General features: G+C 42.0%; 26 protein-coding genes. 16 read left to right on the forward strand and 10 right to left on the reverse strand.

The window, feature by feature from the left end:
* The first annotated feature begins 140 nt into the window (after window positions 1-140).
* From leuA to leuD, 4 genes are read left to right on the forward strand one after another with little or no spacing between them, the layout of a single operon-like run.
* Window positions 141-1,694 carry a 2-isopropylmalate synthase gene (gene leuA / locus CWC16_RS06665; RefSeq protein WP_004589389.1) on the forward strand — a complete coding sequence of 518 codons (1,554 nt, stop codon included), beginning with the start codon at window positions 141-143 and terminating at the stop codon, window positions 1,692-1,694.
* Window positions 1,691-2,767, forward strand: a complete 1,077-nt coding sequence (gene leuB / locus CWC16_RS06670) for a 3-isopropylmalate dehydrogenase (RefSeq protein ID WP_004589388.1) — start codon at window positions 1,691-1,693, stop codon at window positions 2,765-2,767. The genes leuA and leuB overlap by 4 nt, the downstream gene beginning before the upstream one ends.
* A 55-nt stretch (window positions 2,768-2,822) precedes the next feature.
* Entirely contained in the window at window positions 2,823-4,223 is a 1,401-nt protein-coding gene (gene leuC / locus CWC16_RS06675; RefSeq protein WP_138540967.1) for a 3-isopropylmalate dehydratase large subunit, read from the forward strand.
* Window positions 4,223-4,822, forward strand: coding sequence for a 3-isopropylmalate dehydratase small subunit (gene leuD / locus CWC16_RS06680; protein WP_138540968.1), 600 nt, complete (start codon window positions 4,223-4,225; stop codon window positions 4,820-4,822). The genes leuC and leuD overlap by 1 nt, the downstream gene beginning before the upstream one ends.
* Window positions 4,823-4,904: 82 nt before the next feature.
* Here leuD and CWC16_RS06685 read toward each other — a convergent pair whose 3' ends face one another.
* Entirely contained in the window at window positions 4,905-6,413 is a 1,509-nt protein-coding gene (locus tag CWC16_RS06685; protein WP_138540969.1) for a DUF3360 family protein, read from the reverse strand.
* 349 nt (window positions 6,414-6,762) lie between these two features.
* Here CWC16_RS06685 and CWC16_RS06690 point away from each other — a divergent pair, with 349 nt between their 5' ends.
* A complete protein-coding gene (locus tag CWC16_RS06690) occupies window positions 6,763-7,749 on the forward strand; it encodes an SRPBCC family protein (RefSeq protein WP_138540970.1) in 987 nt (328 codons plus the stop codon).
* Between the two features lie 43 nt (window positions 7,750-7,792).
* Window positions 7,793-8,386, forward strand: a complete 594-nt coding sequence (locus tag CWC16_RS06695; protein ID WP_138540971.1) for a hypothetical protein — start codon at window positions 7,793-7,795, stop codon at window positions 8,384-8,386.
* A gap of 7 nt (window positions 8,387-8,393) precedes the next feature.
* On the opposite strand, the gene CWC16_RS06700 is transcribed toward CWC16_RS06695, so the two are convergent.
* Entirely contained in the window at window positions 8,394-8,762 is a 369-nt protein-coding gene (locus CWC16_RS06700) for a hypothetical protein (RefSeq protein WP_138540972.1), read from the reverse strand.
* Between the two features lie 98 nt (window positions 8,763-8,860).
* Between CWC16_RS06700 and CWC16_RS06705 the strand changes: the two genes are divergently transcribed.
* Complete coding sequence (locus tag CWC16_RS06705) at window positions 8,861-9,304, forward strand: tellurite resistance TerB family protein (RefSeq protein ID WP_138540973.1); 444 nt, start codon at window positions 8,861-8,863, stop codon at window positions 9,302-9,304.
* A 3-nt stretch (window positions 9,305-9,307) separates the two neighbouring features.
* Here the strand turns inward: CWC16_RS06705 and CWC16_RS06710 are convergent, their stop codons facing one another.
* Window positions 9,308-9,874, reverse strand: coding sequence for an NADPH-dependent FMN reductase (locus CWC16_RS06710; RefSeq protein WP_138540974.1), 567 nt, complete (start codon window positions 9,872-9,874; stop codon window positions 9,308-9,310).
* A gap of 117 nt (window positions 9,875-9,991) precedes the next feature.
* On the opposite strand from CWC16_RS06710, the gene CWC16_RS06715 reads away from it, so the two are divergent.
* Window positions 9,992-10,891: a LysR family transcriptional regulator gene (locus CWC16_RS06715; RefSeq protein WP_138540975.1), complete on the forward strand. Its 900-nt coding sequence runs from the start codon at window positions 9,992-9,994 to the stop codon at window positions 10,889-10,891.
* Between the two features lie 192 nt (window positions 10,892-11,083).
* Here the strand turns inward: CWC16_RS06715 and norR are convergent, their stop codons facing one another.
* Window positions 11,084-12,640: a nitric oxide reductase transcriptional regulator NorR gene (gene norR, locus CWC16_RS06720; RefSeq protein ID WP_138540976.1), complete on the reverse strand. Its 1,557-nt coding sequence runs from the start codon at window positions 12,638-12,640 to the stop codon at window positions 11,084-11,086.
* Between the two features lie 159 nt (window positions 12,641-12,799).
* On the opposite strand from norR, the gene CWC16_RS06725 reads away from it, so the two are divergent.
* From CWC16_RS06725 to hmpA, 3 genes are read left to right on the forward strand one after another with little or no spacing between them, the layout of a single operon-like run.
* A complete protein-coding gene (locus tag CWC16_RS06725) occupies window positions 12,800-13,069 on the forward strand; it encodes a hypothetical protein (protein ID WP_138540977.1) in 270 nt (89 codons plus the stop codon).
* Window positions 13,069-14,301, forward strand: a complete 1,233-nt coding sequence (locus CWC16_RS06730) for an NnrS family protein (protein WP_138540978.1) — start codon at window positions 13,069-13,071, stop codon at window positions 14,299-14,301. Before CWC16_RS06725 ends, CWC16_RS06730 begins: the two co-directional genes overlap by 1 nt.
* Before the next feature lie 20 nt (window positions 14,302-14,321).
* Window positions 14,322-15,503, forward strand: a complete 1,182-nt coding sequence (gene hmpA, locus CWC16_RS06735) for an NO-inducible flavohemoprotein (protein WP_138540979.1) — start codon at window positions 14,322-14,324, stop codon at window positions 15,501-15,503.
* A 60-nt stretch (window positions 15,504-15,563) separates the two neighbouring features.
* On the opposite strand, the gene CWC16_RS06740 is transcribed toward hmpA, so the two are convergent.
* The 5 genes from CWC16_RS06740 to CWC16_RS06760 form a co-directional block, all read right to left on the reverse strand.
* A complete protein-coding gene (locus tag CWC16_RS06740; protein ID WP_138540980.1) occupies window positions 15,564-15,932 on the reverse strand; it encodes a hypothetical protein in 369 nt (122 codons plus the stop codon).
* Window positions 15,932-17,551, reverse strand: coding sequence for a S41 family peptidase (locus CWC16_RS06745; protein WP_138540981.1), 1,620 nt, complete (start codon window positions 17,549-17,551; stop codon window positions 15,932-15,934). The genes CWC16_RS06740 and CWC16_RS06745 overlap by 1 nt, the downstream gene beginning before the upstream one ends.
* Before the next feature lie 110 nt (window positions 17,552-17,661).
* Window positions 17,662-18,321 carry an endonuclease gene (locus tag CWC16_RS06750; protein ID WP_138540982.1) on the reverse strand — a complete coding sequence of 220 codons (660 nt, stop codon included), beginning with the start codon at window positions 18,319-18,321 and terminating at the stop codon, window positions 17,662-17,664.
* A 56-nt stretch (window positions 18,322-18,377) separates the two neighbouring features.
* Window positions 18,378-19,079 (reverse strand): hypothetical protein, encoded by a 702-nt coding sequence (locus CWC16_RS06755; RefSeq protein ID WP_138540983.1) that lies wholly within the window; start codon window positions 19,077-19,079, stop codon window positions 18,378-18,380.
* Between the two features lie 143 nt (window positions 19,080-19,222).
* Window positions 19,223-19,474 (reverse strand): DUF7218 family protein, encoded by a 252-nt coding sequence (locus tag CWC16_RS06760; protein WP_249929189.1) that lies wholly within the window; start codon window positions 19,472-19,474, stop codon window positions 19,223-19,225.
* Window positions 19,475-19,705: 231 nt separating this feature from the next.
* Here CWC16_RS06760 and CWC16_RS06765 point away from each other — a divergent pair, with 231 nt between their 5' ends.
* On the forward strand, window positions 19,706-20,086 hold the full coding sequence (locus CWC16_RS06765) for a hypothetical protein (RefSeq protein WP_058547956.1): 381 nt from the start codon (window positions 19,706-19,708) through the stop codon (window positions 20,084-20,086).
* A gap of 10 nt (window positions 20,087-20,096) precedes the next feature.
* Here CWC16_RS06765 and CWC16_RS06770 read toward each other — a convergent pair whose 3' ends face one another.
* Window positions 20,097-20,537: a PaaI family thioesterase gene (locus tag CWC16_RS06770; protein WP_138540985.1), complete on the reverse strand. Its 441-nt coding sequence runs from the start codon at window positions 20,535-20,537 to the stop codon at window positions 20,097-20,099.
* Between the two features lie 177 nt (window positions 20,538-20,714).
* Between CWC16_RS06770 and lexA the strand changes: the two genes are divergently transcribed.
* The 4 genes from lexA to CWC16_RS06790 all read left to right on the forward strand — a co-directional run bounded on the left by lexA (window position 20,715) and on the right by CWC16_RS06790 (window position 25,068).
* Complete coding sequence (gene lexA / locus CWC16_RS06775) at window positions 20,715-21,332, forward strand: transcriptional repressor LexA (RefSeq protein WP_004588213.1); 618 nt, start codon at window positions 20,715-20,717, stop codon at window positions 21,330-21,332.
* Between the two features lie 471 nt (window positions 21,333-21,803).
* Window positions 21,804-22,946 (forward strand): cytochrome c oxidase subunit II, encoded by a 1,143-nt coding sequence (coxB, locus tag CWC16_RS06780; protein WP_138540986.1) that lies wholly within the window; start codon window positions 21,804-21,806, stop codon window positions 22,944-22,946.
* Window positions 22,946-24,538: a cytochrome c oxidase subunit I gene (gene ctaD / locus CWC16_RS06785; protein WP_138540987.1), complete on the forward strand. Its 1,593-nt coding sequence runs from the start codon at window positions 22,946-22,948 to the stop codon at window positions 24,536-24,538. Before coxB ends, ctaD begins: the two co-directional genes overlap by 1 nt.
* Window positions 24,538-25,068, forward strand: a complete 531-nt coding sequence (locus CWC16_RS06790; protein ID WP_138540988.1) for a cytochrome c oxidase assembly protein — start codon at window positions 24,538-24,540, stop codon at window positions 25,066-25,068. Before ctaD ends, CWC16_RS06790 begins: the two co-directional genes overlap by 1 nt.
* Window positions 25,069-25,070 lie beyond the last annotated feature (2 nt).

Below are 25,070 nucleotides of genomic sequence, written 5' to 3' on the forward strand. Positions count from 1 at the left end.
TCTTACTGCTATGGCAAGTAGGCGGGGATTAGTGTGTTTGCATCGAGTTAAACACTAAAAACCCCGCAATTGCGGGGTTTTTTATTATCTCGCGGCTGGGATAAATTGAAATTTGGGTAATCGAGGAATGAGGGGCAGTTATGCAAGACAAAGATAAAGTATGGATTTTTGATACCACCTTACGTGATGGCGAGCAGGCACTTAAAGCAAGCCTTACTGAAGACGATAAAATTCAGCTAGCGCATACTATTAGCCGCTTGAACGTGGATGTGATGGAAGTGGGTTTTCCAGTTTCGAGCCCCGCTGATTTTCGCTCGGTGCAACGTATTGCAACCGAGGTTAAAGGCCCTATTATTTGTGGTTTAGCACGTTCAGTAGCAAAAGATATTGAAGCCTGTGGTGAGGCGCTTCGCACAGCACAGCAAAGCCGTATTCATACTTTTATTGCCACAAGCCCTTTGCACCTTGAACACAAATTACGCATGAGCCTAGATGACGCAACGGCAATGGCGGTTAAATCAATTAAATTAGCGCGTAACTACACAGATGATGTTGAGTTTTCGTGTGAAGATGCTGGGCGTACGCCGCATTGGGATTTATGTAAAATTGTTGAGCAGGCAATTAATGCAGGTGCCTCTACTATTAACTTACCCGATACCGTTGGCTTTGTAACGCCAGACGAATACGCTGCGATGATCCGCCATTTAATGAATAACGTGCCAAATATTGATAAAGCACGCTTAAGTGTGCATTGCCACAACGATTTAGGTTTAGCTGTGGCAAACTCGGTAGCTGCGGTACAAGCGGGTGCTCGCCAAATAGAATGTACAATAAATGGTATTGGTGAGCGTGCGGGTAACTGTTCGCTTGAAGAAGTGGCAATGATCATGAAAATGCGCAAAGACCACTTAAATGTACACACCGATATTAAAAGCGAAGAAATTTATCGCGCATCTCGCCAAGTGGCAAAAATTTGTAATATGCCGGTACAGCCAAATAAAGCCATTGTGGGCGAAAACGCCTTTGCACATAGCTCGGGCATTCACCAAGATGGCGTATTAAAAGCGCAAAATACTTATGAGATTATGTCGCCAGAAAGCGTCGGTGTGCCAAATAACCAATTAAATATGACTTCGCGTTCGGGTCGTCATGTTATTGAGCATCGCTTAGAAGAGTTAGGTTACCAAAAAGCTGATTACGACATGGACAGCTTATACGAGAGCTTTTTAGCGTTAGCTGATCAAAAAGGTACCGTATACGATTACGACCTTGAAGCCATGATTTACTTTAATCAAATTAACGACAAAGACGAAAAATACCAGTTAGAGTTTGTAAACTCAGCGTCTAACTCACAGTCGGTAGCCAGCTCTACCATTGGAATGTTAATTGATGGCGAAGCAAAGCAAGAAGCAGCCACAGGTAATGGCCCTGTTGAAGCGTCGTTTGCGGCTATTGAGCGCTTAACAGGTATGAGCGTTGAAATGATTGAATATAACCTAGAAGCCACAGGTCAAGGCGCAAGTTCGCTTGGTCAAGTAAACATTATTGCTAAATACGATGGCCGCCCTTATCACGGTGCGGGTATTGCTGCGGATGTGGTAGAGGCGTCGGTACGCGCCATGATCCGTGTTTACAACTTAATTTATCGTGCACAAAAAGTGTCTGATTTAAAACAACAAAGGAAAGCAGGATGAGTAAAACAAACTACAGCGTTGCCGTATTAGCAGGCGACGGTATTGGCCCAGAAGTAATGGCAGCAGCAGAGCAAGTACTTGATGCTGTAAGCAATAAGTTTGGTTTTACCCTGAACCGTCAGCATCATGCTATTGGTGGCGCAGCCATTGACGAATTTGGTGAGGCATTACCACCAAAAACGCTAAGCGCGTGTGAAAACGCCGATGCCATTTTATTTGGCTCAGTAGGTGGCCCAAAATGGGAAAACCTACCCCCTAACGAGCAACCTGAGCGTGCATCGCTTTTACCACTTCGTAAGCACTTTGGTTTATTTTGTAACTTACGCCCAGCACAACTTTTACCAGCACTTAGCGCTGCATCGCCATTACGTGCAGATATTAGCGAAAAAGGCTTTGATATTTTATGTGTGCGCGAACTTACTGGCGGCATTTACTTTGGTGAAAAAGGCCGAAGTGGCGAAGGCGCTGAGGAAGCAGCATTTGATACACAAACTTACTCGCGTAAAGAAATTGAACGCATTGCCCGCTTTGCCTTTGAAGCGGCAAAATTACGTAGTAACCACGTAACCTCGGTAGATAAAGCAAACGTACTTGCATCAAGCGTATTATGGCGTGAAGTAGTTACCGAAGTGAGCAAAGACTACCCAGAAGTAAGCCTAGATTACATATACGTAGATAACGCCGCAATGCAGTTAGTTAAACAGCCTAGCCAGTTTGACGTACTACTTTGCGATAATTTATTTGGTGATATTTTGTCAGATGAGTGTGCAATGATCACAGGCTCTATGGGCTTATTACCATCGGCAAGCTTGAATCAATCGGGCTTTGGTTTGTACGAGCCTGCTGGTGGCTCAGCGCCAGATATTGCTGGTAAAGGCGTTGCAAACCCGATTGCACAAATTTTAAGTGCTGCACTTATGCTACGTTACTCATTAGGGCAAGACGAAGCAGCGCGCACCATTGAAAAAGCCGTAGCCGAAGCCGTTGAAGCAGGTGTTGGTACGCCAGATATCTACCCACAAGGTGGATACAGCACAAGTGATGTGGCAGCCGCCATCGTTTCACGTATTTAATTATTAAAGCCGCAGCACCGTTATGCTGCGACTTAACAGAGTAGGGAATTAGCAAGTGGCCCAAACGTTATACGACAAAATTTGGCAAGCACATACGGTTGCCAGCATAAACGAGCAAACTGATTTACTTTATATTGACCGTCATTTAGTACACGAGGTGACATCACCGCAGGCCTTTGCAGGCTTACGTGAAAAAAACCGTAAAGTACGTTGCCCAGAAAAAACCTTTGCAACGATGGATCATAACGTATCGACTAAAAGCCGATCGCTTGATGCCGCAAGCGAAGTATCTAAAAACCAATTAATGGCATTAGATGCAAACTGTAAAGAGTTTGGTATTGTACTTTACGATCTAAACTCAATTAACCAAGGCATAGTGCATGTAATGGGGCCTGAACAAGGTATTACCTTGCCTGGGACTACCATTGTATGTGGTGATAGCCATACCTCTACGCATGGCGCGTTTGGCGCACTAGCGCACGGTATTGGTACGTCTGAGGTTGAGCACGTATTAGCAACGCAAACGCTTCAGCAAAAAAAGGCAAAGTCGCTAAAAATTCAAATTAACGGGGTGCTTCGCCCAACTGTCACCTCTAAAGACTTAATTATGGCGGTTATTGGTAAATTAGGTACTGCTGGTGGTACAGGCTATGTTGCTGAATTTTGTGGTGAAGGCATTGAAGCACTTTCAATGGAAGCCCGTATGACGCTATGTAACATGAGTATAGAAATGGGTGCAAAAGCAGGTTTAATAGCACCAGATCAAATTACCTATGATTATTTAAAAGGTCGCCCATTTGCGCCAAAAGGTGCTGACTTTGATGCCGCAGTTGAATATTGGGAAACTTTAAAAACAGATGAAGGCGCTGAGTTTGACTTAAGTGTGGAGCTTGAAGCCGACGACATTCAGCCACAAATTACGTGGGGCACCAGCCCAGAGCAAGTAATTGGCGTTGATGAATGCATACCCGACCCTGATCAAGAACCTGATTTAATTAAAGCTGATGCTATACGCAGTGCTCTTAAATACATGGACTTAAAAGCGGGCGATAAATTATCAAGCGCAAAAGTAGATACGGTCTTTATTGGTTCGTGTACTAATAGCCGTATTGAAGATTTACGTGCCGCGGCAAAAATTGTTGAAGGCAAACAGGTAGTGGCTGGCATAGAAGCGCTAATCGTACCGGGTTCTGGCCTTGTTAAAAAGCAAGCAGAAGACGAAGGCTTAGCCGATATTTTTAAAGCGGCAGGTTTTGAGTGGCGCGAACCGGGCTGTTCAATGTGTTTAGCAATGAACGACGACCGATTAGAAGCGGGTAAGCGCTGTGCATCTACGTCTAACCGTAACTTTGAAGGCCGCCAAGGCCGTGGTGGGCGTACGCACTTAGTAAGCCCTACAATGGCTGCCGCTGCTGCAATACATGGTCACTTTGTTGATATTAGAGGAGAAGCCTAATGAGCGTATTTTTTAGTGGCTTAATGGCCCCACTTGATAAAAACAATGTAGATACTGACCAAATTATTCCAAAGCAGTTTTTAACATCAACTAGCCGTGATGGCTTTGATGCAGCACTGTTTTACGATTGGCGTTACCTAGAAAACGGCGAGCCAAACCCTGATTTTATTTTAAACCGCCCATGCTACCAAGGCGCGCAAATATTATTAACGCGCGACAACTTTGGGTGTGGCTCATCACGCGAGCATGCGCCGTGGGCACTTAAGCAATATGGTTTTGAAGTAATTTTAGCGGAAAGCTTTGCTGATATTTTCTTTAATAACTGTGGCAACAACCAAATGCTAGCCATTGCGCTACCAGCTGACACGCTTGAGCAATTGTTTGTACTTAGTGAGCAGTACGACGATATAAACATTCAAATTGATCTTGAAAACCAAACACTAACAAGCGATAAGTTTGCGCCAATTAGTTTTGATATTCGTAAAGACGTAAAAGAGCGTTTATTAAGTGGCTTAGACTTTATTGGTGTGACCGAAACGCTAAACCCACAAATTGATGCGTTTGAAAAACAACTTGCTGTTGAGCGCCCTTGGCAGTAACGAAAAGCAATTAATTACATATGAAAACAAAGCGCGGCTGAGTATATAAGCCGCGCTTTTTTATGTTTAACTCTTCTAATTATTAGTGTCTAAAATCTGCCATTAGCGCAGGTATGCCTGGCAGCATACCAACAATAGCCATTACTGTGGTTAAAACCACAAACATAATGAGCGGAATAACCCAGCGGCTCATTTTAGTTAAATTAGCACTGCGCTCTTTACAGCCAATTAGGCCTAAGTTATCAAGCAGCATAGTTAGTGACCAACCAAACGCAGGGTTAACCAAGCTTGACGCAAACACAACAATTGCGGCCGATTGCGTTGTTTTACCTTCGCGTGTCATTTCCATACCTGCCTCAAGCAGCGGAATAAACACACCAACAATAAGCGCAACACACAGCACAGGTTGCCAAATGGCTAAATCCATCGGGTAGCCCCATAAACCCGCAATAATACAAAATACGGCTGTTAAAATGGCGCCTGCCGGGATAGGGCGTTTAGCAATAGCGGCAGGGACAATGTAGGTTCCCCACGATGAGGTAAAGTTAGCACCACCGGCAAGCGAGCCAAAGGTTTGCCTAACCGATGCACTTAGCATGGTGTCGTCTATGTTCATTTGTACTTTTTCAGTACGTTGTGGGTAACTAATTTTTTGAAAAACTTGATGTCCTAAAAAATCCGGCGACCACATAGCTACAGCCAGTACCGCAAACGGCAGCACAACCACAAAGCTTTCAAGTGTTGGTAGGCCAAGCATCCAACCCGTGTTTTCGCCCCACCAATAAGCTGGGTTCATATTAGGTAAGCCCGGCGCGGTATTAAATTCAAACGGCGCACCGAGTGCAAAGGCAACTCCACCGCCAATAAGGCAGCTAAGCGGCACAGCTAGCCAGCGCTTTTTAAAATGCTCAAGTAACGCATACAATAAAATGGTCGCCAAAATAACAATAAATGCGATGTGTGCCATATCAATGGCCTCAGCCCATGCAAACAGCTTTTTAACTTGCGAAATAGTACCAATAAAGCCTAAGTATATGAGTAAGCCTCCGCACACCCCTTTACTGGTTAAGCGTGCGAGCAAACTTCCTCCTTTGGTTATGGCTAAAATAAAGCCAAAGGCACCAATGAGTAAGCCAAATGCCATAGGATGGCCGCCAGCGGCAACAACGATGGGGATTAACGGAATAAGTGGGCCGTGAGTACCGGCTAAGTTAGCCGTGGGTAAAATAAAGCCCGAAAACAAAATAATAAAAATAGAAACAATCAGTAATTCATAGCGTACATTTTCCAACACAAACGCATCGCTTAAACCCAGTGGCGCTGCAAAAGTAGCGGCAATAGCCCCCACCATAACCACTTTACCAATGGTGCCCGCCATGGCTGGAATGGTGTCTTCAAATTCAAAGCGGTAGTCTTTAAATGGTAAATTAGGCCGCCAGCGCTTAGGCTGCATAATTTGTAATTCATGTTCGAGATACTCGTCGCGAGTACTAAACTCTGAGCTGGGTTTATGGTTGTTTTGATAGCTGTTGGTATTGTCGTGCAATGTATCTTTGTGATCTGAATTGTGACCCTTTGGGGTTACTGACATAGTCCCTCCTGTTACTCGTTGCTTATTTATTAATACGGCTTTTGTTAAAGCAAATGAATAGTGAAGGAGCAGGGTAGATCAGCTTTTACTTAGGAATGTATAGGCAAAAGGTCGTGTATGGCATTATTTAACGCTAAACCTGCGAGTTGAATTTCTCAGCAAGAAAATGAACTTAACTTTATTTTATTTTAAATCAAGTGCTTATATTTTTTATGCTTGTTCTAATTAGATGAAGCATTATAAAAGTAGGGCTGCTATCCTTTAGTCTAAGTAGTGGTCTGTGTATTTTAATTGAACTGATATAGCGCATCTGCTACGTTCAATGGTTACTCAAATAATAAGAAATATAATGCAAATTCAATCCCCTAAATCAATTGGTATTTTACTCGGTACGCTTTACGGCATATTTATGCGGCTGTTTGTAGATCTACTTGATACATACAATTTAAGCAGCCTTGTGTCTATTTCCTTTATGCTTTTAGTGCCCGTTGCAATTGGCTATATTCGTATTCATTTTGAATTTAAAAGCTCAAAAACATTAACTAAAAGGCAAATGGTGACAATTGCTTGGCAGCCAATTTTTGTTTTTTTACTTGTAAGCGTTATTACACTACTGGAAGGCAGTATTTGCGTGGCAATGGCATTACCTGCCTTTATGCTCTTTGCAAGTATGGGCGGTTTACTGGCAGGCTTTATTAAACACCGTAAAACAAAAAACGCTAACCGCTCTTTACTTTCAATTGCTTTGCTTCCTGTATTGCTCTCACCTATTGAGGTGAATTATTTACACTTATCAAAAACATATGAAGTCACCAACTCTATAGTTATTGAAGCGCCTATAAATCGTGTATGGCAGCAGCTTGCAAATGTAAGCAAGATAGAGCCACAAGAATTACCATTTTCACTCACTCAATTAATAGGTGTACCTAAACCTTTAGAGGCAAATATGAATGCTACGGGTGTTGGGGCTGTTAGAACCAGTAAATGGCAAAAAGGGGTTATATTTAAGGAAGTGATTACGGATTGGCAGCCAAATAAACAGATGCTTTATAGATTTGAGATAGACCCTGATGCCATTCCCGATGACGCACTCGATAAACACGTAAAGCTAGGCGGCGAATACTTCTCACCTCTTTACGGTGGGTATGGGTTAAGTGAAGATAAAAGCGGCAATACCATTTTAACCTTAAAAACAACCGTGCAAGATAATACAAATTTTGGTGTTTATTCGCGAATATGGGGTGAGGTAATTTTTCAAGACTTCCATCATTCACTTTTAACATTAATGAAAAACAGAGCAGAAAAGCCACTCACCGCAGCTATTTCCCATTATTAGCTTAAACCGCTATGGTATTAAAAAACTATTATAAGAGTACTTTATGAAATTATTAACGGCAGCAACCTTATTACTTGCCTCATCAGCAGCTTTTGCGCGCCCAGCGCCTTTGGTGTCTATACCTACACATGATGCGTTTTTTAATAATATTGCAGCGCATTGTGGTAAAGCGTTTGAGGGCAAAGTAAGCGTAGATAACGCAAAAGGCCCGAGCTCATTTGAAAATAAAAAATTAATTATGCATGTACGTAAATGTACAGATAGCGAGCTGCAAGTGCCATTTCATGTGGGAGATGATGCATCACGTACGTGGATCATTACTAAAACGGGCAGTGGTTTGAGCTTAAAGCACGATCATCGCCATAAAGATGGCAGCGACGATGCTTCAACTATGTATGGCGGTCACACACTTGATGCGGGTTTTGCACAAATGCAGTCGTTTCCAGCCGATCAATACTCTAAAGAGTTATTTGTAGCACAAGGTATTGCACAGTCGGCAGGTAATACATGGCAAATGTATATTTATCCTGAGGTATTTACTTATAGGCTAATTCGCCAAGGGCGCGAGTTTAAGGTGGACTTTAATTTAACTAAACCAATTACTCCACCCGTTGCGCCGTGGGGCTACGAAAAATAAACTATTTTTATTTTTTCTCGGGTGCGTCACATTGTAGTAAAACGTTTAATGGTGGTTGATAAGCGCGTGGTTTAGTAGGAAAACGTTCGTACTCTTGCACGCCTTCAAGCACTTTTAACATAAAGGTTCTGCCGCGGCATAATCTGTCTGCGTGGCGCAGTAAAAACATACTTTGATTAGCAAAGTGTTTGTAATCGTCTGATTGTATTTCTATTTTATAGTTGTCTTCACCAATTTTGGTTTGGTAGTAATGTACTTTGTTATCAAAGTCGTATGACTTTTCTTTTTCGCCCACTTCTGCAAAGGCGCTCCCTATACCAGAAAAGGCTAGCAATGCAGCGCCAACAACTAAATGCGGTGTGTATAAGCCTTTCATAAAAATGTATCCTTTAATTTGCGAACTTAATACCCATTAATAAAGCATTAAGTGCGATGTATTTAAGTTAAGTCTAACACCCAAAAAGAGAATATGTGATGTTCAAACAAATAAAACAACTGTTTGCCGCTTTTGACGAGCAGCAGCCAAGCATAGAGCAGCATGATCTAAAAACAGCGGTTGCTGCGCTGCTTATTGAAGTAATGCGTGCTGATTCTAAGCTCGACCATAATGAACAACACACCCTGACTGTAACCTTAAAAAAATACTTTAATTTAACAGATTCAGAAGTTGATGAGCTGACCACGAATGCCGCAGGCAGCTTAGATGGGGCAATTGATTACTTTCAATTTTCTAAGCAGATTAACGATCACTGCAGTGCGGCGCAGCGCATTGAAATTATTGAGCTATTATGGCGATTGGCGTATGCCGATGGGGAGATAGATCCCCAAGAAGAGTATGTAATACGCAAAGTGGCTGGGCTTTTATATGTAGCGCACACTGATTTTATCGCTGCTAAATTAGCAGCGACACAATCGTAAAAATTAACTTAATTTACTAGCAACAGAAACGAGCTGCTGCGTTAATACGCTAACTTTTTCAGCAGTGGCTGGATCAGTGATTTTTCCATCTTCGTCAAATACAGTAAATGCCGAAGGCACAGCAAGCTGATCGGCAAGTACTAATGAGCCAATACCACTTAAAATATCGCGTACATGGTTTAGGCCGCGCAAGCCACCAAGCCCACCAGGTGATGTAGCAAATAATGCCACTACTTTGTTGCGAAATGCAGGCAGAGCGCCTTGCTCAGTACGTGATGCCCAATCAATTGCATTTTTAAGTGCAGCAGTAATGGAGCCGTTATACTCTGGGCTTGCCAGTAAAATACCATCAGCAGCGCGTAACTTGTCTTTTAAATGTTGTGCATCGGCTGGGGTGCCTTGCCCTTCAATGTCTTCGCTAAATAACGGCAAATTTAAATCGGCGAGTTTAATTACTTCTACTTCGGCACCTGTTTGCAGAGCAAAACGTGCTGCTTCGTTAATGAGTTTTTGGTTAAAGCTATCTTTGCGCAGACTACCCGCGAGCGCGATAATTTTTGGTGCTGACATAATTGAGACCTTTTATTTGCTGGATGTGACACTAATGTAGCAAACTTTAACTTGTAGAAAACCCGAATAAACGCAACACTTGTGTGCGTATATGCACATAAGTAGAAGGCGGGTAGCATGGTAATAAAGTTTGATGATTGGCAAGACATAAAAGTTGCCTTTGAGGTGGCAAGGCTTGGTACGCTTACAGCTGCTGCAGAGGTTTTAAATGTGCACCACAGTACAGTACTTAGGCGTATTAATAGCCTTGAAAAAAACTTAGATACGCGTTTATTTCATCGCCATGCTCGGGGTTATAAAGTAACTGAAATTGGCGCTAAATTATTTACTACAGCGCAAACTATAGATTCATCACTTGAGCAATTACATAACGATATTGCCGCTGCCGACAGTACGTTACGTGGAGGTTTATTACTTACTACGGTAAGTGGGTTTATGGATGTGCTGGGCGATGTGTGCGAAAAGTTTCAGGCTTTACACCCTCAGGTGCAGCTTGAAGTTATTTTAGAACAAAAGCGGTTAAGGCTAGATCATGGCCAAGCACATATTGCAGTGCGCGCAGGGCCAAGGCCAGATGAGGGGGATTATATCGCTCAGCATTTAACTAAGCTTACATCGAGCCTTTACGCCAACAAACGCTATATAAACAAGTATGGTATGCCTAAAACATTAAATGACTTACAGCATCATAACTTTGTATCGGGTGTGGCGGGTTTTAATGCACGTGTTCCTTATTTTGAGTGGGCTGATAAGCACATTCCGGCGCAGCAAATAAAGTTACGGGTTTCAGAAACCTCCGAAGCAACACGGGCCATAATTAAAGGCTTAGGTATAGGCGGTTTACAGCACGGGGTAGCAGCCCAATATACTGATTTAGTACCTATTTTACATAGTGAACTGAGTTGGCAAACTGATGTATGGCTTGTAACACACCATTTAGTGCATCGCACTGCAAAAGTACAAGCATTTGCAAGCTTATTAAAAGCGCACTTTAATAAATCCCAGACCTTTGAATAACCTGAGTTCTGGATAATAAATCTATCTCAAGCAGCTATTTTTAGCGCTAACTGCGTTGAATTTACTTGCAATAAGCCAGCTATTGACGCGTAAATTCGCCTTGTTTTCACCAAAAATTTCTAGCTAGAGAGAAACAAGCTTAAATATCGTTATTATTTATAGCGTTTTTAAATCTCTTAACCAGAATTCAGGTTAAATAGTTTTTTTAACCTTAATACCTAAACGTTTGGCAAGGCGTACAAGGTTGGCTCTGTCGAGCTCAAGCATGCGTGCAGTGGCTGCCCAGTTATAATTATGTAGCTTTAGCTGTTCGGTTATAATTTTAAACTGTAAAGATTCAACGGCCTGCTTTAATGGCTGATTGAAGGCAGAGTTAACGGTGCTTTGGGAGCTAACTTGCTCTGTATTACTTAACTGTGGGGTTAAATCGCAGTGCTTGCTGGTAATTGTAACTATAGGGTTTTGCCATTGGCTTTGCTTAGCTTTTAATGCGCTGCGGCTAATAACATGTTCAAGCTCGCGTACATTACCAGGCCAACTGTATTGGTTGAGCAATACTTGCGCTTCAGTGCTTAGCTTTAATTGTTTAATACCTAATTTACGGGCTGTTTGCTCAATAAAATAACCCGCGAGTAGGGTTATGTCGTGCTCACGTTTATTAAGTGGCGGTACGGTAATAGGATAAACACTTAGCCGGTGATATAAGTCGGCTCTAAAGCGGCCTTGTGCTACCTCATGCTTTAAATCACGATTAGTGGCAGCCACTACTCGAACATCTACGTATTTTGGTGTGTCTTCACCAACGGTTTGAATTTCACCACTTTGTAACACACGTAATAATTTGCTTTGCATAGCCAATGGCAGCTCGCCAATTTCGTCTAAAAATAATGTGCCGCCATCAGCTAGCTGAAACTTACCTTGGCGGGCATTTTGTGCGCCAGTAAAAGCGCCTTTGGCGTGGCCAAAAAACTCACTCTCTGCAAGGTTTTCGGGAAGTGATGCACAATTTAAATGAATGAGTGGCTGATCTTTACGGGCAGAATTTAAGTGAATATTACGCGCTACTAGCTCTTTTCCTACGCCCGTTTCTCCTAACACCAGCACACTAAAGTTAGAGGCCGCAACAAGTTTTATTTCGTTTTTAAGCGTTTGCATTACTGGGCTTTGGCCAATTATTTCACCGCCATCGCGAGTAAGCGCGTCACGCGTTAACTCTTGCACAAGTGCACTTGAATGCTGCGCATGGTGTTTGTAATGGGCAAGCTCTAGAGCCGTTTTAAAATGTGCACTACACAGCGTTTGTAAGGTGCTTAGCGTATCTGTGCTGATACTGCTAAAGGCATGTGCGTTAAGGCTATCAAACGTGAGTACGCCAAGTAGAGCATTTTTATCATAAAGGGGTAAGCCTAAACAGGCATGCACAGGAATATCGCCCGTTTTAGCCAGCAGTAAGCCGTCGTATGGGTCGGGCAGTGGGCAGTCGTGTGCAAATTGTAATGCGTGGCTTGCGCTACAAATGGCTGCTAATCGTGGGTGCTCTGCTATTTTAAAGCGTCTGCCAAGGCTGTCGGGCATCAGACCTTTAATAGCTAAGGGCTTAAGCTGCTCGCCCTGGATGACAAGTAATGCACTGGCATCGCTAGGTATTACACGTTCAACCGTTGCCAATAATTGATCAAAGCTGTGCTCGTGCAGGGTGCTTTGGGCAAGCTCTAAAGCCACTTGGGTAAGGTTGAACTGTTGGTTCATGTCAAAATGACCTATTCGTGTTTTTATGAATTAAATTGAAGTGTGTCATAAAGACTCAAATTGTAAAGCGTTTTTATTTAAAGCACTGAATAGTATAACTTTATTTTGTTGGCACAGTATGTGTAATAGCTAAGTAACGTTAATAGTTACGGGGTCGTTATGAACACACTTACAATAAATAATGTAAGCAACAATATTGAGTTAGGCTCATTTTTTGAATCGCTTTTATTTACTGCTAATGCCGTATTAGGGCTTAGCGCTGTTTGTATGGTTGTGAGCATTTTAATTAGCTACCCATATGCAGAGTACTTTTCGATGCAGGTACAAATATCAGCGCATATTGGCACTATTGTAGTGGCAGCTATTTTAAAAGTTAGTTATGTACTGCGTTGTGTTGCCCAGCATGGTTTAGGGCAGGAAGTACGCTAATGCGCCCACTAAACTTAACAGAGCCAGTGCCGGCGCGCATAGCTATTTATCAAGTAACTAAATGGCCGTTATGGATGCTTGCATTTAGACCTTACTTTTTAGCAGGCGGTTTGCTGGCATTTTTATCAATAGGTTATTGGTTACTTATTTTAACAGGCCATGCTAATTGGCATTTAACAATACCAGCCACACTTTGGCACGCGCACGAAATGCTATTTGGCTTTGCTGGCGTAGTAGCTGTAGGCTTTTTACTTACGGCGGCACAAACGTGGACAGGCGTTGAAAGCATAAGTGGTAAAGCACTTATGCTACTTACTTTAATATGGGTAAGTGCGCGTTTAGCGTTTTTTATAGAGATGCCAAATTTTGCTAACGCTAATTTATGGCTTGTCATTTTGCTACAGCTAGCATGGTGGCTAGGTGCAATTGCGGCACTGGCTAATATGCTATTTACAGCACGCAGTAAAAATAACTATCAGTTTTTAGCTATTTTAAGCGTGTTGTGCGTCCTCAATACACTTTATTTACTCCTTGTTTTAAATAACAACATGCAGCTTGCATTGGCTGTGGTTGACACCGCTGTACTCGTTATTAGCTTACTGGTCGGCATTGTTGCAGGAAGGGTGCTTCCCTTTTTTACTGCTAGGGGCTTAGCATTTAGTGAGCAAATACGCACTCCTAAAATTGATAAAGCACTGCTGTATTTATCAATACTGGCAATAACTTTATTTTTTATCAGCAAGTTATTTTTAAGCTCAATTAGCCCTGCATTCATTGTTGCAATAGTGGCAGTGCTTCACTTAATTCGTGCAAAGATTTGGTGGCATGCAAACGTGCTAAAAGTGCCTTTATTATGGTCTTTGCATTTTTCTTATCTTGCTTTAGGTGTTGGTCTATTGCTAATTGCGCTGAGCTTTTACACAAGCGTAATCCCCTTCAAAGACGCGCTCCACCTTATCACTATTGGCACAATAGGGATGATGATTTTATCTATGATGACCCGTGTATCGCTTGGTCATACAGGGCGCACGCTTAATACTCCTAAATATATATCTGTTGCTTTTTTGCTAGTGCTGGTAGCAGCGATTACGCGCTCAATACTCCCCTTAATTATTTGGCCACACTTTGCTTGGCAAATAAGTGCCTTGCTGTGGTTAGTGGCTTTTTTATTATTTTTAATTTACTGCACACCTATATTAACGCGGCGTCGTGTTGATGGGCGTCGTGGTTAGCTTACCTATAGGACTATTTTATGTTATCTGATAAAACCATTGAAATTGTTAAAAGCACTGTTCCGCTGTTAGCACAGGCTGGCACGGTTGTGACCGATCATTTTTATAAGCGACTATTTAGCCATAACCCAGAGCTTAAAAATATTTTTAATATGACCAACCAGGACACCGGCCGCCAGCAATTTGCTTTGTTTAACGCCTTAGCGGCATACGCCCAAAATATTGATAATTTAGCGGTGTTAAAAGAGGCATTAGCGCGCATTAACCATAAACACACCAGTTTAAATATTTTACCAGAGCACTATCCCATTGTTGGTGCTCATTTAATTGGCACCTTAAAAGAGCTAATACCAGAGCAGTTTACGCCAGATGTAGAATACGCATGGCGTGAAGCTTACGCACTGCTTGCTGATATTTGTATTACCGAAGAAGCGGCTTTATATGAGCATAGTAAAAACACACTCGGTGGCTGGGCGGGTACTCGCCAATTTGAAATAACCAGCAAGCAAACTGAATCAGAATTGGTTACAAGCTTTACATTTACGCCGGTCGATGGCGAGGCCGTTATTACCCATAAACCTGGTCAATATTTAGGTATTAAAGTTAAGCCAGAGGGCGCTGAATATGAAGAAATTCGCCAGTATTCTATTTCGCAAAAAAGTAACGGTAAAAACTACCGTATTAGTGTTAAAAAAGAGCTACAGCCAAAGCCTGGTGTGGTATCTAATTATTTACACTCACTAACACAAGGTGACATAGTTGAACTATACCCGCCTGCAGGAGATTTCTTTTTACGTAATAACACAAACCCAGCAGTACTTATTTCAGCAGGTGTTGGGCAAACGCCAATGCTTGCAATGCTCGAAACGTTATTAAGCGATAACCCTAAGCAAAATATTATGTATTTACATGCGTGCGAAAATACTCAGCAGCACGCGTTTGCACGCTATTTAAATGAGTTAAGTACGGCTTATAACAGCTTGCAAACTATAACGTGGTTTAATCAAAGCAGTGATGGGGCTGATTTTACTGGGCTAATGGATTTAACGGCCATAAAAACACAGTTACCTCTTAAAAATGGCGATTTTTACTTATGTGGCCCCGCTGGTTTTATGGCGTTTGTGAAAAGCCAGTTATTGGCACTAGGCGTTAAAAACGAGCATATTCATTACGAAGTGTTTGGTCCGCATCAAGACTTATAAACCAAGTGAAAAATGATAAAGGCACACAGTATTAATGCTGTGTGCCTTGTTAATAGTATTTTATTGCGCTTTACAACTTACGTTTTTAAGCTCAATAGTAAGATCTTTTTTAGGATAATAAAGCACGCACTGCTCGGCAATTATTTGTAAAACAAATTTTTCAGACTTTATATTATGCGCGCCCATTATGGGCATGCCATTTGAATCTTTACTTGTACCATGGCTTAGTAAAAGCTCACTGCGTTTGGTAAAAACGGTGTCGGCCAGTGTAACTAGTGTGCCGCCTTTCGCTTTTATAATCGCTTGCTGGAGCGTGGCTATAACGCCTGGGTTTACCTCGGTAAGTAGTGCAGGCTTGGCAGTGGCAGTATTCATACTGTTACAGCCTCCAATAAATAATAAGGTTAATATTGCCAGTAGTTTAGCCATTACTTATCCTTATTTAACGTAGGCCATGTTAAATCCATATTGCCACGGTTAAAGTCATTAGGTGCGTTTAGAGGTAATAGTTGCTTGCTATCGCCAGCCGCGCTTTGTATTTGCGTTTTGATACTCGCAGAGGCGGTGCTAATAGGGCACGTGCCGTTATTATCTATATGGTAAAGCGCAGTAGAGAGTATCCCTTCGTTTGGATCGCCTAATTGATTGTCGAAGTCATCACTCACTACACAACCTTTCACATCCGCATCAAACTGCGGTGTTGGCGTAGGCGTAAACCCTGCTGCATATTCACCAAACCCTTTACTGTTTACGCCACTAAATTGAATGGTGTAATAAGTGGTGCCACAGTTATGTGTTGGAGTAAAACCGTATGGTTTACCGCAGGTCGTGTCGCCAATGAGTATTACCTCGGCGTCAATGCCTTTTAGACCATTAATAAAGGCTTCCGATGCCGAACAGGTGCCTGATGTGCTAAGCACATACACTTTAGATAAGTTTAAGTCGGGTAGGTTATCACCGGTGCTAAAAAAGGTTGAGTAATCAATTTCTTCATCTATGAACGGGAAAGGTGACTCTACAGGTTGCTTGTCGTTTCGCTGAGTTTGGTAATAAATACGGTTTTGGATATTAGCACTGCCGGCTACCATGTAGGCAAGCTGCGAAGAAAGCGCTAATAAACCGCCTCCGTTGTATCTAAAATCAATAACAAGTTCTTCTACGTTATCGGTTTTAAATTTATTAACCGCCGCAATTAAGCCTTCTTGAGCAATACTTATATGACTATTAAACTGCATGTACCCTACGCTAGTGCCATTTTCGGTGGTAATGGTTTTTACGTTTTGTACAGGCGTTTGTTCTATGTTGCCAGCCGTTACGTTAAAGGTTTTTTCAGCGCCATCGTTACTGCGCACAACGATGGTGTGCGAGTCGCCATTAGTGGGGCTAAATAAGCCTTCGTTTAGGGTATCTACGCCTGCTTGTGTGCTGGTATTAATGCTTACGCCATCAACTTCGAGCACCGTATCGCCACGTTGAAAACCAATTTGGCTTGCTGGTGAGTCATCTTCTAGGTAGGCAACACGCAAAATTCTATCAGCTGGGTCGCCTATAAATGCCCAGTTTATGCCATAGCCTGAGGTTACACCTGATTGTGCTTCTTGAAAGTAGTCCTCGGAGGGCTCTGAAAAATGAAAGTTATCTTTTTTATCACCAGAGTCGGTTAGTTCTTCGGTTTTTAGTTGGGCAAAATAACTGGCCACTGTAGCAAAGTTTTCAGGGTCGTTATCGGCTATTTCATCATACCAAAGGTAGGTTTCATTGCTCCACGAGCGAAGCCAAAGCTTTTCGTAAAGTGCTGAACCGGCTTGGTCTGGGTAAGGCTCATTATTATTAAACGGATCGTTACCTGTGCGTGGGTTTTCGCAAAAGTTTTTTAACTCATCCGATGGCTCAAATACACCTGCCGTCCATGTTGGGGCTGTGCTTGCAGGAGGTGTGATGACTGGAGCGGGCGTTTCATTCATGCTGCTACCACCGCCACAGCCAGCAAGTGTTAGGCTTGAGAGTGCAGCAATAATAGCGAGTGATGCTTTGTTATTTTTAAACATACAGAACTACTTTTTGTAAATAAGTTGTTTAAAATACTACAACACCCGCTCATTTATTCAACGTATTAGACTCTAAATTATGTAAATGAGTGTATAACATTTCGCTTGTGTTAAAGCTTGCTTGCGCTGCTTTTATCTGCAAATGCTTGTTTTTTCCACGCATCAAATAGCTTTTGTTGTTTGGCTGATATTTTTAAGCCATATGTTTTTTGCATATAAGCGTAGGTGTCGGCAATGCGTTTGCGGGCATAAAATGGCGGCTCTACTACGCGTTGTCTAAAGTTAACCTTTACCTGGCAGCGGCCATATTGAGTGGCATTTTCGCTCAGCATTCCAAAGCGGTAGTTAGAGCGATCGGCGTTAATTTCGCCAATAGCGGGGGCTAAGTTGTTTATGTCGGCTTCCATTTTTCTAAATTTGGCACTGACCTTTCGACAGTTTTTACGTCCGCCGTTTTGCCAGCATTGTAGCTGGTGGCCAAATTCCCATGCGGGCACTATGTGCTCCCATTCAATACGTAAAGCGCGCTGGTTTACTTTGCCTGAGCGGGTAAATGTATTACGAGGCACATAACCACAACCCGCTGGATCTGGCACTAGTTTTTTACCTTGTTTTTTAATGTCGCAGCCGCAGTAGAGGCTTTTGGCGTTATTAGGCAGGGTTTTAATTAAGTGCCTTTTAGCCGTTGAAAAACGGGTAAATTCCTCACTCGATGCCGAAAAACAAATACAACAAGCCACAAAGGCTAAAATAAATTTAAGCATATCCATCACATACGTGAACTACAGGAGGCGCTAGTTTAAGGCCTTGAAATTAAAATATAAACCTATTTAAAAATCCTTTTAAGCCTTAAATTTTGCAAAAGTAGCAACATGCCGCATAAACAAAATAGCACGCTGGTGGCTGCAAAGCTGATTAGTAATGGGTTGTTAAAATCTTCTCGCTCGTCGTAATCCATTATGTGCAGCATCCAAAAAAAGTCGAATATACGCCATAGAGTGCTGCGAACAGTAATTACTTTGCCGTTAATTGCATTTAAATACAGCGTGGTATTAAAGGTGTCTTTAAATTGTACTTGCCACACATTTGTTTTGTATCCGACCTCTCGAGTCCCTTGTTTTAAAAATGTGGTACTTACTGGTTTAGCGTCGATGAGCAAATGAGCCTGCGCATTAGCGGTGATTTGTATTTTAGTGGGTGGCTTAAAAGGGCGGCCCGTTAAGCCATTAAAGCTTTGCTGCTCGGTGCTGTTAATAACAGTAATAAGCGGGGTAGTTAAAAAGTGCTCAAATATTATTTGAGTGGGGTTAGCCACTTGTGACGTAATATTATCGAGTGATGTGGAGTAGTCTGCTTGTGTAAATGGGTTTGTAAGTGTGCGTTTTGCAAGGTGCTTACCATGTACGTATTCAAGTGGTATCGCGCTCATTACTAAGCCACCTAAAAGCCAAGCTAAAATTTGTAAGGCAAGTAAATAGCCTAGCCACTTATGAAGTTTTCGTGCGCGCTTAAAGAGTTGTTTTCTCATTTTGTGCTTCTTATTATTTTTAGCGTTAGTGTATTACAGCTGCCCATGCTTTTACTGCGACATTTTGTCGCAGTTATTCATAAGCTTACTCTAACTTTATAAAAATAATAAAAAGGAGCGATAAAAAATCAGTGAGGCTGCGTTTAATGCTCACGCAGGGCATCTATTAGCTCTTGTTTGCTCATTTTTGAGCGGCCACTAATGCCTACCTCTTTTGCTTGATCGTATAACTGTTTTTTAGTGCGCTTCTCATACTTTGAGGCTTTGCCGCCTTTAACTGCGGTTTTATGAGTATTACTATTAGCAATTCGCGCGGCTTTTTGTTTGCTCATGCCTTCATCGCGAAGTGCATCGTACTGTTCATCATTTTTAATTTGCGGACCATGATCTACCATTATTGTTCTCCTACAGCTTTTAATTACACAGTGTGTGTATAACTTTCATACATAAACGCTAAATTTGTGCTTAACTAGCCTAACCCGTTTAATAAGGCAAATTAGGTGCCAATGGCGTTTAAATAGGTATTTTCTATTAATAAAGCCATGTTTACCGCTTAGTTGATTTGGTATAAAAGTAAAACTGCGTTAAAGTTTGCGATGAAACTATAAGAGGGTAAAAAGCAGACAATGTCGGAAATTCAATTTTTAAATGTAGATCTAGAGCTTGAGTCTAAACATGATATTAGCGCCTTAGTGGCAGACTTAAAGAAAAACGCGACGGTTTTGCATTATGACAAAGACGAATATCGTCAACTTGCGCGTATTGAAGCCTCAGGTGAAATATCAACACCAGATAAAGCGATTAACCATTTGTGCGAGCTTATTGAGTCGTGTTCACGTAATGCGCTTAAACAATGGCTCAGCTGCTCGCGAAGAACGTTTGATATTGGCTTTGAATCGGGCACGTCGCCTAAATGTTTTAACCAAGCCTTACATGCAGACACACTGCTACGTATATCTGCGATTGGTGCAGGTATGGAAATTACTATTTATCCTATCGAAAAATAACAATAAGTAATTATCTGCGCTCTACAACTGCTGCGGTCATTTTTGATACGCAGCACAGCTCATTGCGGCTATTTGTTATTTTTATTTCCCACACAGAACTACGCTTACCAATATGAAAAGCCCTAGCGGTTGCAGTTAAAGTACCATTGCGAGATGCTTTTAAATGGCTTGCGCTAATTTCCTGCCCTACACAATAAAACTTTGTAAAATCGACAACAAAATTAGCAGCATAGCTTGCTACTGTTTCGGCAAGTACTACATTTGCACCACCATGTACCATCCCCATAGGGTTATGATGCTCAGGAATTGCTGGCATTGTGGCAACTAGGTAATCGTCACCAATTTCTGTGACTTCAATACCCATGGTTTTCATTAATGTGCCTTGGCCGTCAATGCCTTCCTCTAACTGTTTGCAAAGCTCTAAAGTGATGGGTTGGTGCCAAATACTCATAATTACTCCTTTATGTTGAAAGCAAATTTATAGCATTTTAAATACTGAACGTCTGTAATTACCTAAAATATATCCAAGTGCGGTGTGTTTAGCTATTTTAAAGCGCAATTTAAATTTGCGATTTTTATTTAACTGTATATACTCACAGTTAAATGTACTGTATGGAAAACCAGTTGTATGCGACCATTAACTAAACGCCAAGCTCAAATACTCGAACTAATAAAAGTTTTTATTAAAGACACTGGTATGCCTCCTACACGTGCCGAAATTGCGCAAACACTAGGTTTTAAAAGTGCTAATGCCGCAGAAGAGCACTTAAAAGCGCTTGCCAAAAAAGGTGTTATTAAAATGAAGCCAGGCGCAAGCCGTGGTATTCAATTGGTTGAAGAAGAAGAGCCAGAGCAACTAGGTCTGCCATTAATAGGTCGAGTTGCAGCGGGTTCGCCTATTTTGGCGCAAGAACATGTTGAGAGCCACTGCAAAATAGACCCACTTATGTTTAAACCTGCCGCTGACTTTTTACTGCGTGTTAACGGTATGAGTATGAAAGATATAGGCATTATGGACGGCGACTTACTTGCTGTACACCGTACTCAAACAGCTGAAAACGGCCAAGTTGTGGTTGCGCGGGTAGATGAAGACGTAACCGTAAAGCGCCTCGAAAAAGCAGGCCGAAAAGTATTATTACACGCCGAAAACGAAGAGTTTACGCCTATAGAGGTAGACCTTGAAAACGAATCTTTTAATATTGAAGGTTTAGCTGTTGGCGTAATAAGAAATGCCGACTGGATGTAATTTTTAACTATTTTTAAGTAACTTTTTATAAATGCGCACTTTTAAGTGTGCATTTTTGTTTTAAGAAAGACCTTCCGCTACCTCAAAGCGCCCTAAAATTATTTAGCCTGTAAACTTTTTTGCACTCGCACTTAACTCCTCTTTTATATGATGCACCCCTAGTTTTACTCGCTATTTAGCAACTAACTTGTGTTTAAGCTGGCGTAATTAAAGCTTATTTTAAAATACAACTTGTTTGTTTTTTATACTAAAACTTGCTTGTTGTACGTTTTTTAGCTAATCATTAATGTGCTGGGCTAACAATAACTCACAGCTTTTTGGTTTTGAGAACACACAAATACACATTCATTGTTGACGCAGCTATACCAATCAAAACAAATTAGGTTGGTTAAATAATAAAAATAACGAATTGGCGTTTAAGCCGTATGCCTCTTCGCTTTGCATTCGCAATAGCATCAAAGGAGCCGTCACATGGGTAAACTGACCTCTGCCTTGTGGCTTGTATTGATTATGTTCCCGCAGCAAGTGCTGGCTAATAGCCAATACAATATGCGCAAGGGCGTAACCGATATAAGTAATAATGTATATCAGCTACACATGACAATATTTTTAATATGTTGTGTGATTGGGGTGATAGTGTTCGCAATTATGTTTTGGGCACTAATTCATCACCGTAAATCTAAAGGGGCAGTTCCTGCCCAATTTCATGAAAGTACCAAAGTAGAAATTCTTTGGACTGCCATTCCGTTTGTTATTTTAATTGCCATGGCAATCCCTGCCACTAAAACCTTGATTGCAATGGAAGATGCCAGTAAGGCCGACTTAACCATTAAAATCACTGGATCACAGTGGAAGTGGCATTATGAATATATGGGCGAAGACGTGGAGTTTTATTCTATTTTGTCTACCCCTCAAGACGAAATAGCCAACCTTGCTAATAAAAACCCTAATTACTTACTTGAGGTTGATAAACCTTTAGTACTGCCAATTAATCAAAAGGTGCGTTTTTTAATGACCTCTGATGATGTTATTCACTCTTGGTGGGTACCTGATTTTGCCGTTAAAAAAGATGCCAACCCGGGGTTTATTAATGAAACGTGGACCAACATCAACGAAGAGGGTATTTACCGTGGCCAGTGCGCCGAACTGTGCGGTAAAGATCATGGTTTTATGCCCGTGGTAGTTGAAGCTAAGTCACAAGAGGATTTTAACGCGTGGCTTGCAGATGCTAAGCAAGCTAAGCAGAAAGCGGCATTAGCCGATGCAGCCCTACTTGAGAAAACGATTCCTAAAGAAGAGTTAATGACGCTAGGTGAGCAAGTGTATATGGCAAGTTGCGCTGCGTGTCATCAGCCAACAGGTATGGGGTTACCGGGTGTGTTTCCAGCGCTTAAAGGCAGCCCCATTGTGCTTGGTGATATAAAAGATCATATAGATATTGTAATTCATGGCCGTCCTGGCACCGCAATGCAGGCATTTGCAAAGCAGTTATCTATAAAGCAACTTGCGGCAGTAATTACCTACAAACGCAATGCGTGGGGTAACGATACGGGTGATGTTATCCAACCTAGTGAAATTCAGGCAGCACTTGATGCTGATGGGGAGGCGAACTAATGAGTAGCATAGTAGAACAACCACACGCCAATGACGCTCACCACGGCCACCATCCAGCCAAAGGTTTTAAACGCTGGTTATATACAACAAACCATAAAGATATTGGCAGCATGTACTTAATTTTTTCGCTGGCGATGTTTTTAATTGGTGGTGCAATGGCTATGGTTATTCGGGCTGAGTTATTTCAGCCAGGATTACAATTGGTAGATCCTCACTTTTTTAACCAAATGACCACAGTACACGGCTTAATTATGGTGTTTGGTGCTGTAATGCCAGCCTTTACGGGGCTTGCTAACTGGATGGTACCGCTCATGATTGGTGCGCCAGATATGGCACTGCCCAGAATGAACAATTGGAGCTTTTGGATTTTACCCTTCGCTTTTTTAATTTTATTGGCATCGTTATTAATGCCTGGAGGCGGCCCCGCATTTGGCTGGACGTTCTATGCGCCGCTTTCTACAACGTACAGTAACGATAACACCGCAATGTTTGTGTTTGCAGTGCACATTATGGGGATTAGCTCAATTATGGGCGCAATAAACGTGATTGTGACCATTGTTAACTTACGTGCCCCAGGCATGACATGGATGAAGCTACCATTATTTGTTTGGACATGGCTAATAACCGCATTTTTATTAATTGCTGTTATGCCTGTATTGGCCGGAGCGGTTACTATGGTGTTGACCGATAAATACTTTGGAACCAGCTTTTTTGATGCAGCAGGTGGCGGCGATCCGGTAATGTTTCAGCACATATTTTGGTTTTTTGGCCATCCCGAAGTGTACATCATGATTTTACCCGCCTTTGGTATTATTTCGACTATCGTGCCTACGTTCTCTCGTAAAAAACTATTTGGTTATGCCTCCATGGTATACGCCACTTCTTCTATCGCATTACTAAGCTTTATAGTGTGGGCGCATCATATGTTTACGACCGGTATGCCCGTTGCTGGCGAGCTATTTTTTATGTACGCGACCATGCTCATATCGGTACCTACAGGGGTAAAAGTTTTTAACTGGGTGGCCACTATGTGGCGAGGTTCAATAAGTTTTGAAGTACCCATGCTATTTAGTATTGCTTTTATTGTGCTGTTTACCTTAGGGGGCTTTTCGGGCTTGATGTTGGCTATAACACCAGCTGATTTTCAGTATCACGATACTTACTTTGTGGTGGCGCACTTTCATTACGTGTTAGTTACGGGAGCAATATTTTCTATTATGGCAGGGGCTTATTATTGGCTGCCTAAATGGACGGGCAATATGTACAACATTGCCTTGGCTAAGTGGCATTTTTGGTTATCGTTGGTAAGCGTTAATGTGCTGTTTTTCCCTATGCATTTTGTAGGGTTGGCAGGTATGCCGCGCCGCATTCCCGATTACGCTCTGCAGTTTGCTGATTTTAACGCGATTATAAGCATAGGTGGGTTTGCCTTTGGTTTATCGCAGTTACTCTTTGTGGCTGTGGTAATTAAATGTGCTCGAGGGGGCGATAAAGTCCCTGCAAAAGTATGGGATGGTGCTGAAGGTTTAGAGTGGGAAGTAGACTCTCCTGCGCCGTATCATACTTTTTCTACACCGCCGGAAATTAAATAATGACACACGCACCGCTATTAAAGCGCCTAATTCTTATTTGTATAGGTATGTTTGCTTTTGCATTTGCCTTAGTGCCCTTATATGACGTGTTTTGCGACATAACTGGGCTTAATGGCAAGCCGTCGCTTGAGCAAGCTGAACAAAGTACACAAATCACTGAAAACCGAGAAATAGGTGTGAGCTTTACAACCCATGCGCAAAGTGGTGCGCCGTTTATTGTTAAATCTAAAGAATACAGTGTTGATGTGAAACCGGGTGCTATGCGTGAGGTAATGTTTAGCGCAAAAAACACCAGTGATATCGATAAAGTAATGCAAGCGGTACCTTCTGTATCGCCCGGAAAGGCAGCCAAGTACTTACATAAAATAGCGTGCTTTTGCTTTGATAAACAACCCCTTAAAGCGGGTGAAGAACTTGAGTTTAAGCTGCTTTTTTATGTTGATACCGCATTGCCGAGCGATGTAGAAGAGCTAACTTTATCGTACACCGTATTTGATATTAGTGAGCAGCTAGTAGCAAGTAATAACTAGCC

Source organism: Pseudoalteromonas sp. S3776 (assembly GCF_005886915.1).
GTDB lineage: Bacteria > Pseudomonadota > Gammaproteobacteria > Enterobacterales > Alteromonadaceae > Pseudoalteromonas.

What these genes read in the sequence shown, in the direction of transcription:
- leuA (WP_004589389.1), top strand. Translation starts at nt 141, where the DNA reads ATGCAAGACAAAGATAAAGTATGGATTTTTGATACCACCTTACGTGAT.
- leuB (WP_004589388.1), top strand. Translation starts at nt 1,691, where the DNA reads ATGAGTAAAACAAACTACAGCGTTGCCGTATTAGCAGGCGACGGTATT.
- leuD (WP_138540968.1), top strand. Translation starts at nt 4,223, where the DNA reads ATGAGCGTATTTTTTAGTGGCTTAATGGCCCCACTTGATAAAAACAAT.
- CWC16_RS06685 (WP_138540969.1), bottom strand. Translation starts at nt 6,413, where the DNA reads ATGTCAGTAACCCCAAAGGGTCACAATTCAGATCACAAAGATACATTG.
- CWC16_RS06690 (WP_138540970.1), top strand. Translation starts at nt 6,763, where the DNA reads ATGCAAATTCAATCCCCTAAATCAATTGGTATTTTACTCGGTACGCTT.
- CWC16_RS06695 (WP_138540971.1), top strand. Translation starts at nt 7,793, where the DNA reads ATGAAATTATTAACGGCAGCAACCTTATTACTTGCCTCATCAGCAGCT.
- CWC16_RS06700 (WP_138540972.1), bottom strand. Translation starts at nt 8,762, where the DNA reads ATGAAAGGCTTATACACACCGCATTTAGTTGTTGGCGCTGCATTGCTA.
- CWC16_RS06705 (WP_138540973.1), top strand. Translation starts at nt 8,861, where the DNA reads ATGTTCAAACAAATAAAACAACTGTTTGCCGCTTTTGACGAGCAGCAG.
- CWC16_RS06710 (WP_138540974.1), bottom strand. Translation starts at nt 9,874, where the DNA reads ATGTCAGCACCAAAAATTATCGCGCTCGCGGGTAGTCTGCGCAAAGAT.
- CWC16_RS06715 (WP_138540975.1), top strand. Translation starts at nt 9,992, where the DNA reads ATGGTAATAAAGTTTGATGATTGGCAAGACATAAAAGTTGCCTTTGAG.
- norR (WP_138540976.1), bottom strand. Translation starts at nt 12,640, where the DNA reads ATGAACCAACAGTTCAACCTTACCCAAGTGGCTTTAGAGCTTGCCCAA.
- CWC16_RS06725 (WP_138540977.1), top strand. Translation starts at nt 12,800, where the DNA reads ATGAACACACTTACAATAAATAATGTAAGCAACAATATTGAGTTAGGC.
- CWC16_RS06730 (WP_138540978.1), top strand. Translation starts at nt 13,069, where the DNA reads ATGCGCCCACTAAACTTAACAGAGCCAGTGCCGGCGCGCATAGCTATT.
- hmpA (WP_138540979.1), top strand. Translation starts at nt 14,322, where the DNA reads ATGTTATCTGATAAAACCATTGAAATTGTTAAAAGCACTGTTCCGCTG.
- CWC16_RS06740 (WP_138540980.1), bottom strand. Translation starts at nt 15,932, where the DNA reads ATGGCTAAACTACTGGCAATATTAACCTTATTATTTATTGGAGGCTGT.
- CWC16_RS06745 (WP_138540981.1), bottom strand. Translation starts at nt 17,551, where the DNA reads ATGTTTAAAAATAACAAAGCATCACTCGCTATTATTGCTGCACTCTCA.
- CWC16_RS06750 (WP_138540982.1), bottom strand. Translation starts at nt 18,321, where the DNA reads ATGGATATGCTTAAATTTATTTTAGCCTTTGTGGCTTGTTGTATTTGT.
- CWC16_RS06755 (WP_138540983.1), bottom strand. Translation starts at nt 19,079, where the DNA reads ATGAGAAAACAACTCTTTAAGCGCGCACGAAAACTTCATAAGTGGCTA.
- CWC16_RS06760 (WP_249929189.1), bottom strand. Translation starts at nt 19,474, where the DNA reads ATGGTAGATCATGGTCCGCAAATTAAAAATGATGAACAGTACGATGCA.
- CWC16_RS06765 (WP_058547956.1), top strand. Translation starts at nt 19,706, where the DNA reads ATGTCGGAAATTCAATTTTTAAATGTAGATCTAGAGCTTGAGTCTAAA.
- CWC16_RS06770 (WP_138540985.1), bottom strand. Translation starts at nt 20,537, where the DNA reads ATGAGTATTTGGCACCAACCCATCACTTTAGAGCTTTGCAAACAGTTA.
- lexA (WP_004588213.1), top strand. Translation starts at nt 20,715, where the DNA reads ATGCGACCATTAACTAAACGCCAAGCTCAAATACTCGAACTAATAAAA.
- coxB (WP_138540986.1), top strand. Translation starts at nt 21,804, where the DNA reads ATGGGTAAACTGACCTCTGCCTTGTGGCTTGTATTGATTATGTTCCCG.
- ctaD (WP_138540987.1), top strand. Translation starts at nt 22,946, where the DNA reads ATGAGTAGCATAGTAGAACAACCACACGCCAATGACGCTCACCACGGC.
- CWC16_RS06790 (WP_138540988.1), top strand. Translation starts at nt 24,538, where the DNA reads ATGACACACGCACCGCTATTAAAGCGCCTAATTCTTATTTGTATAGGT.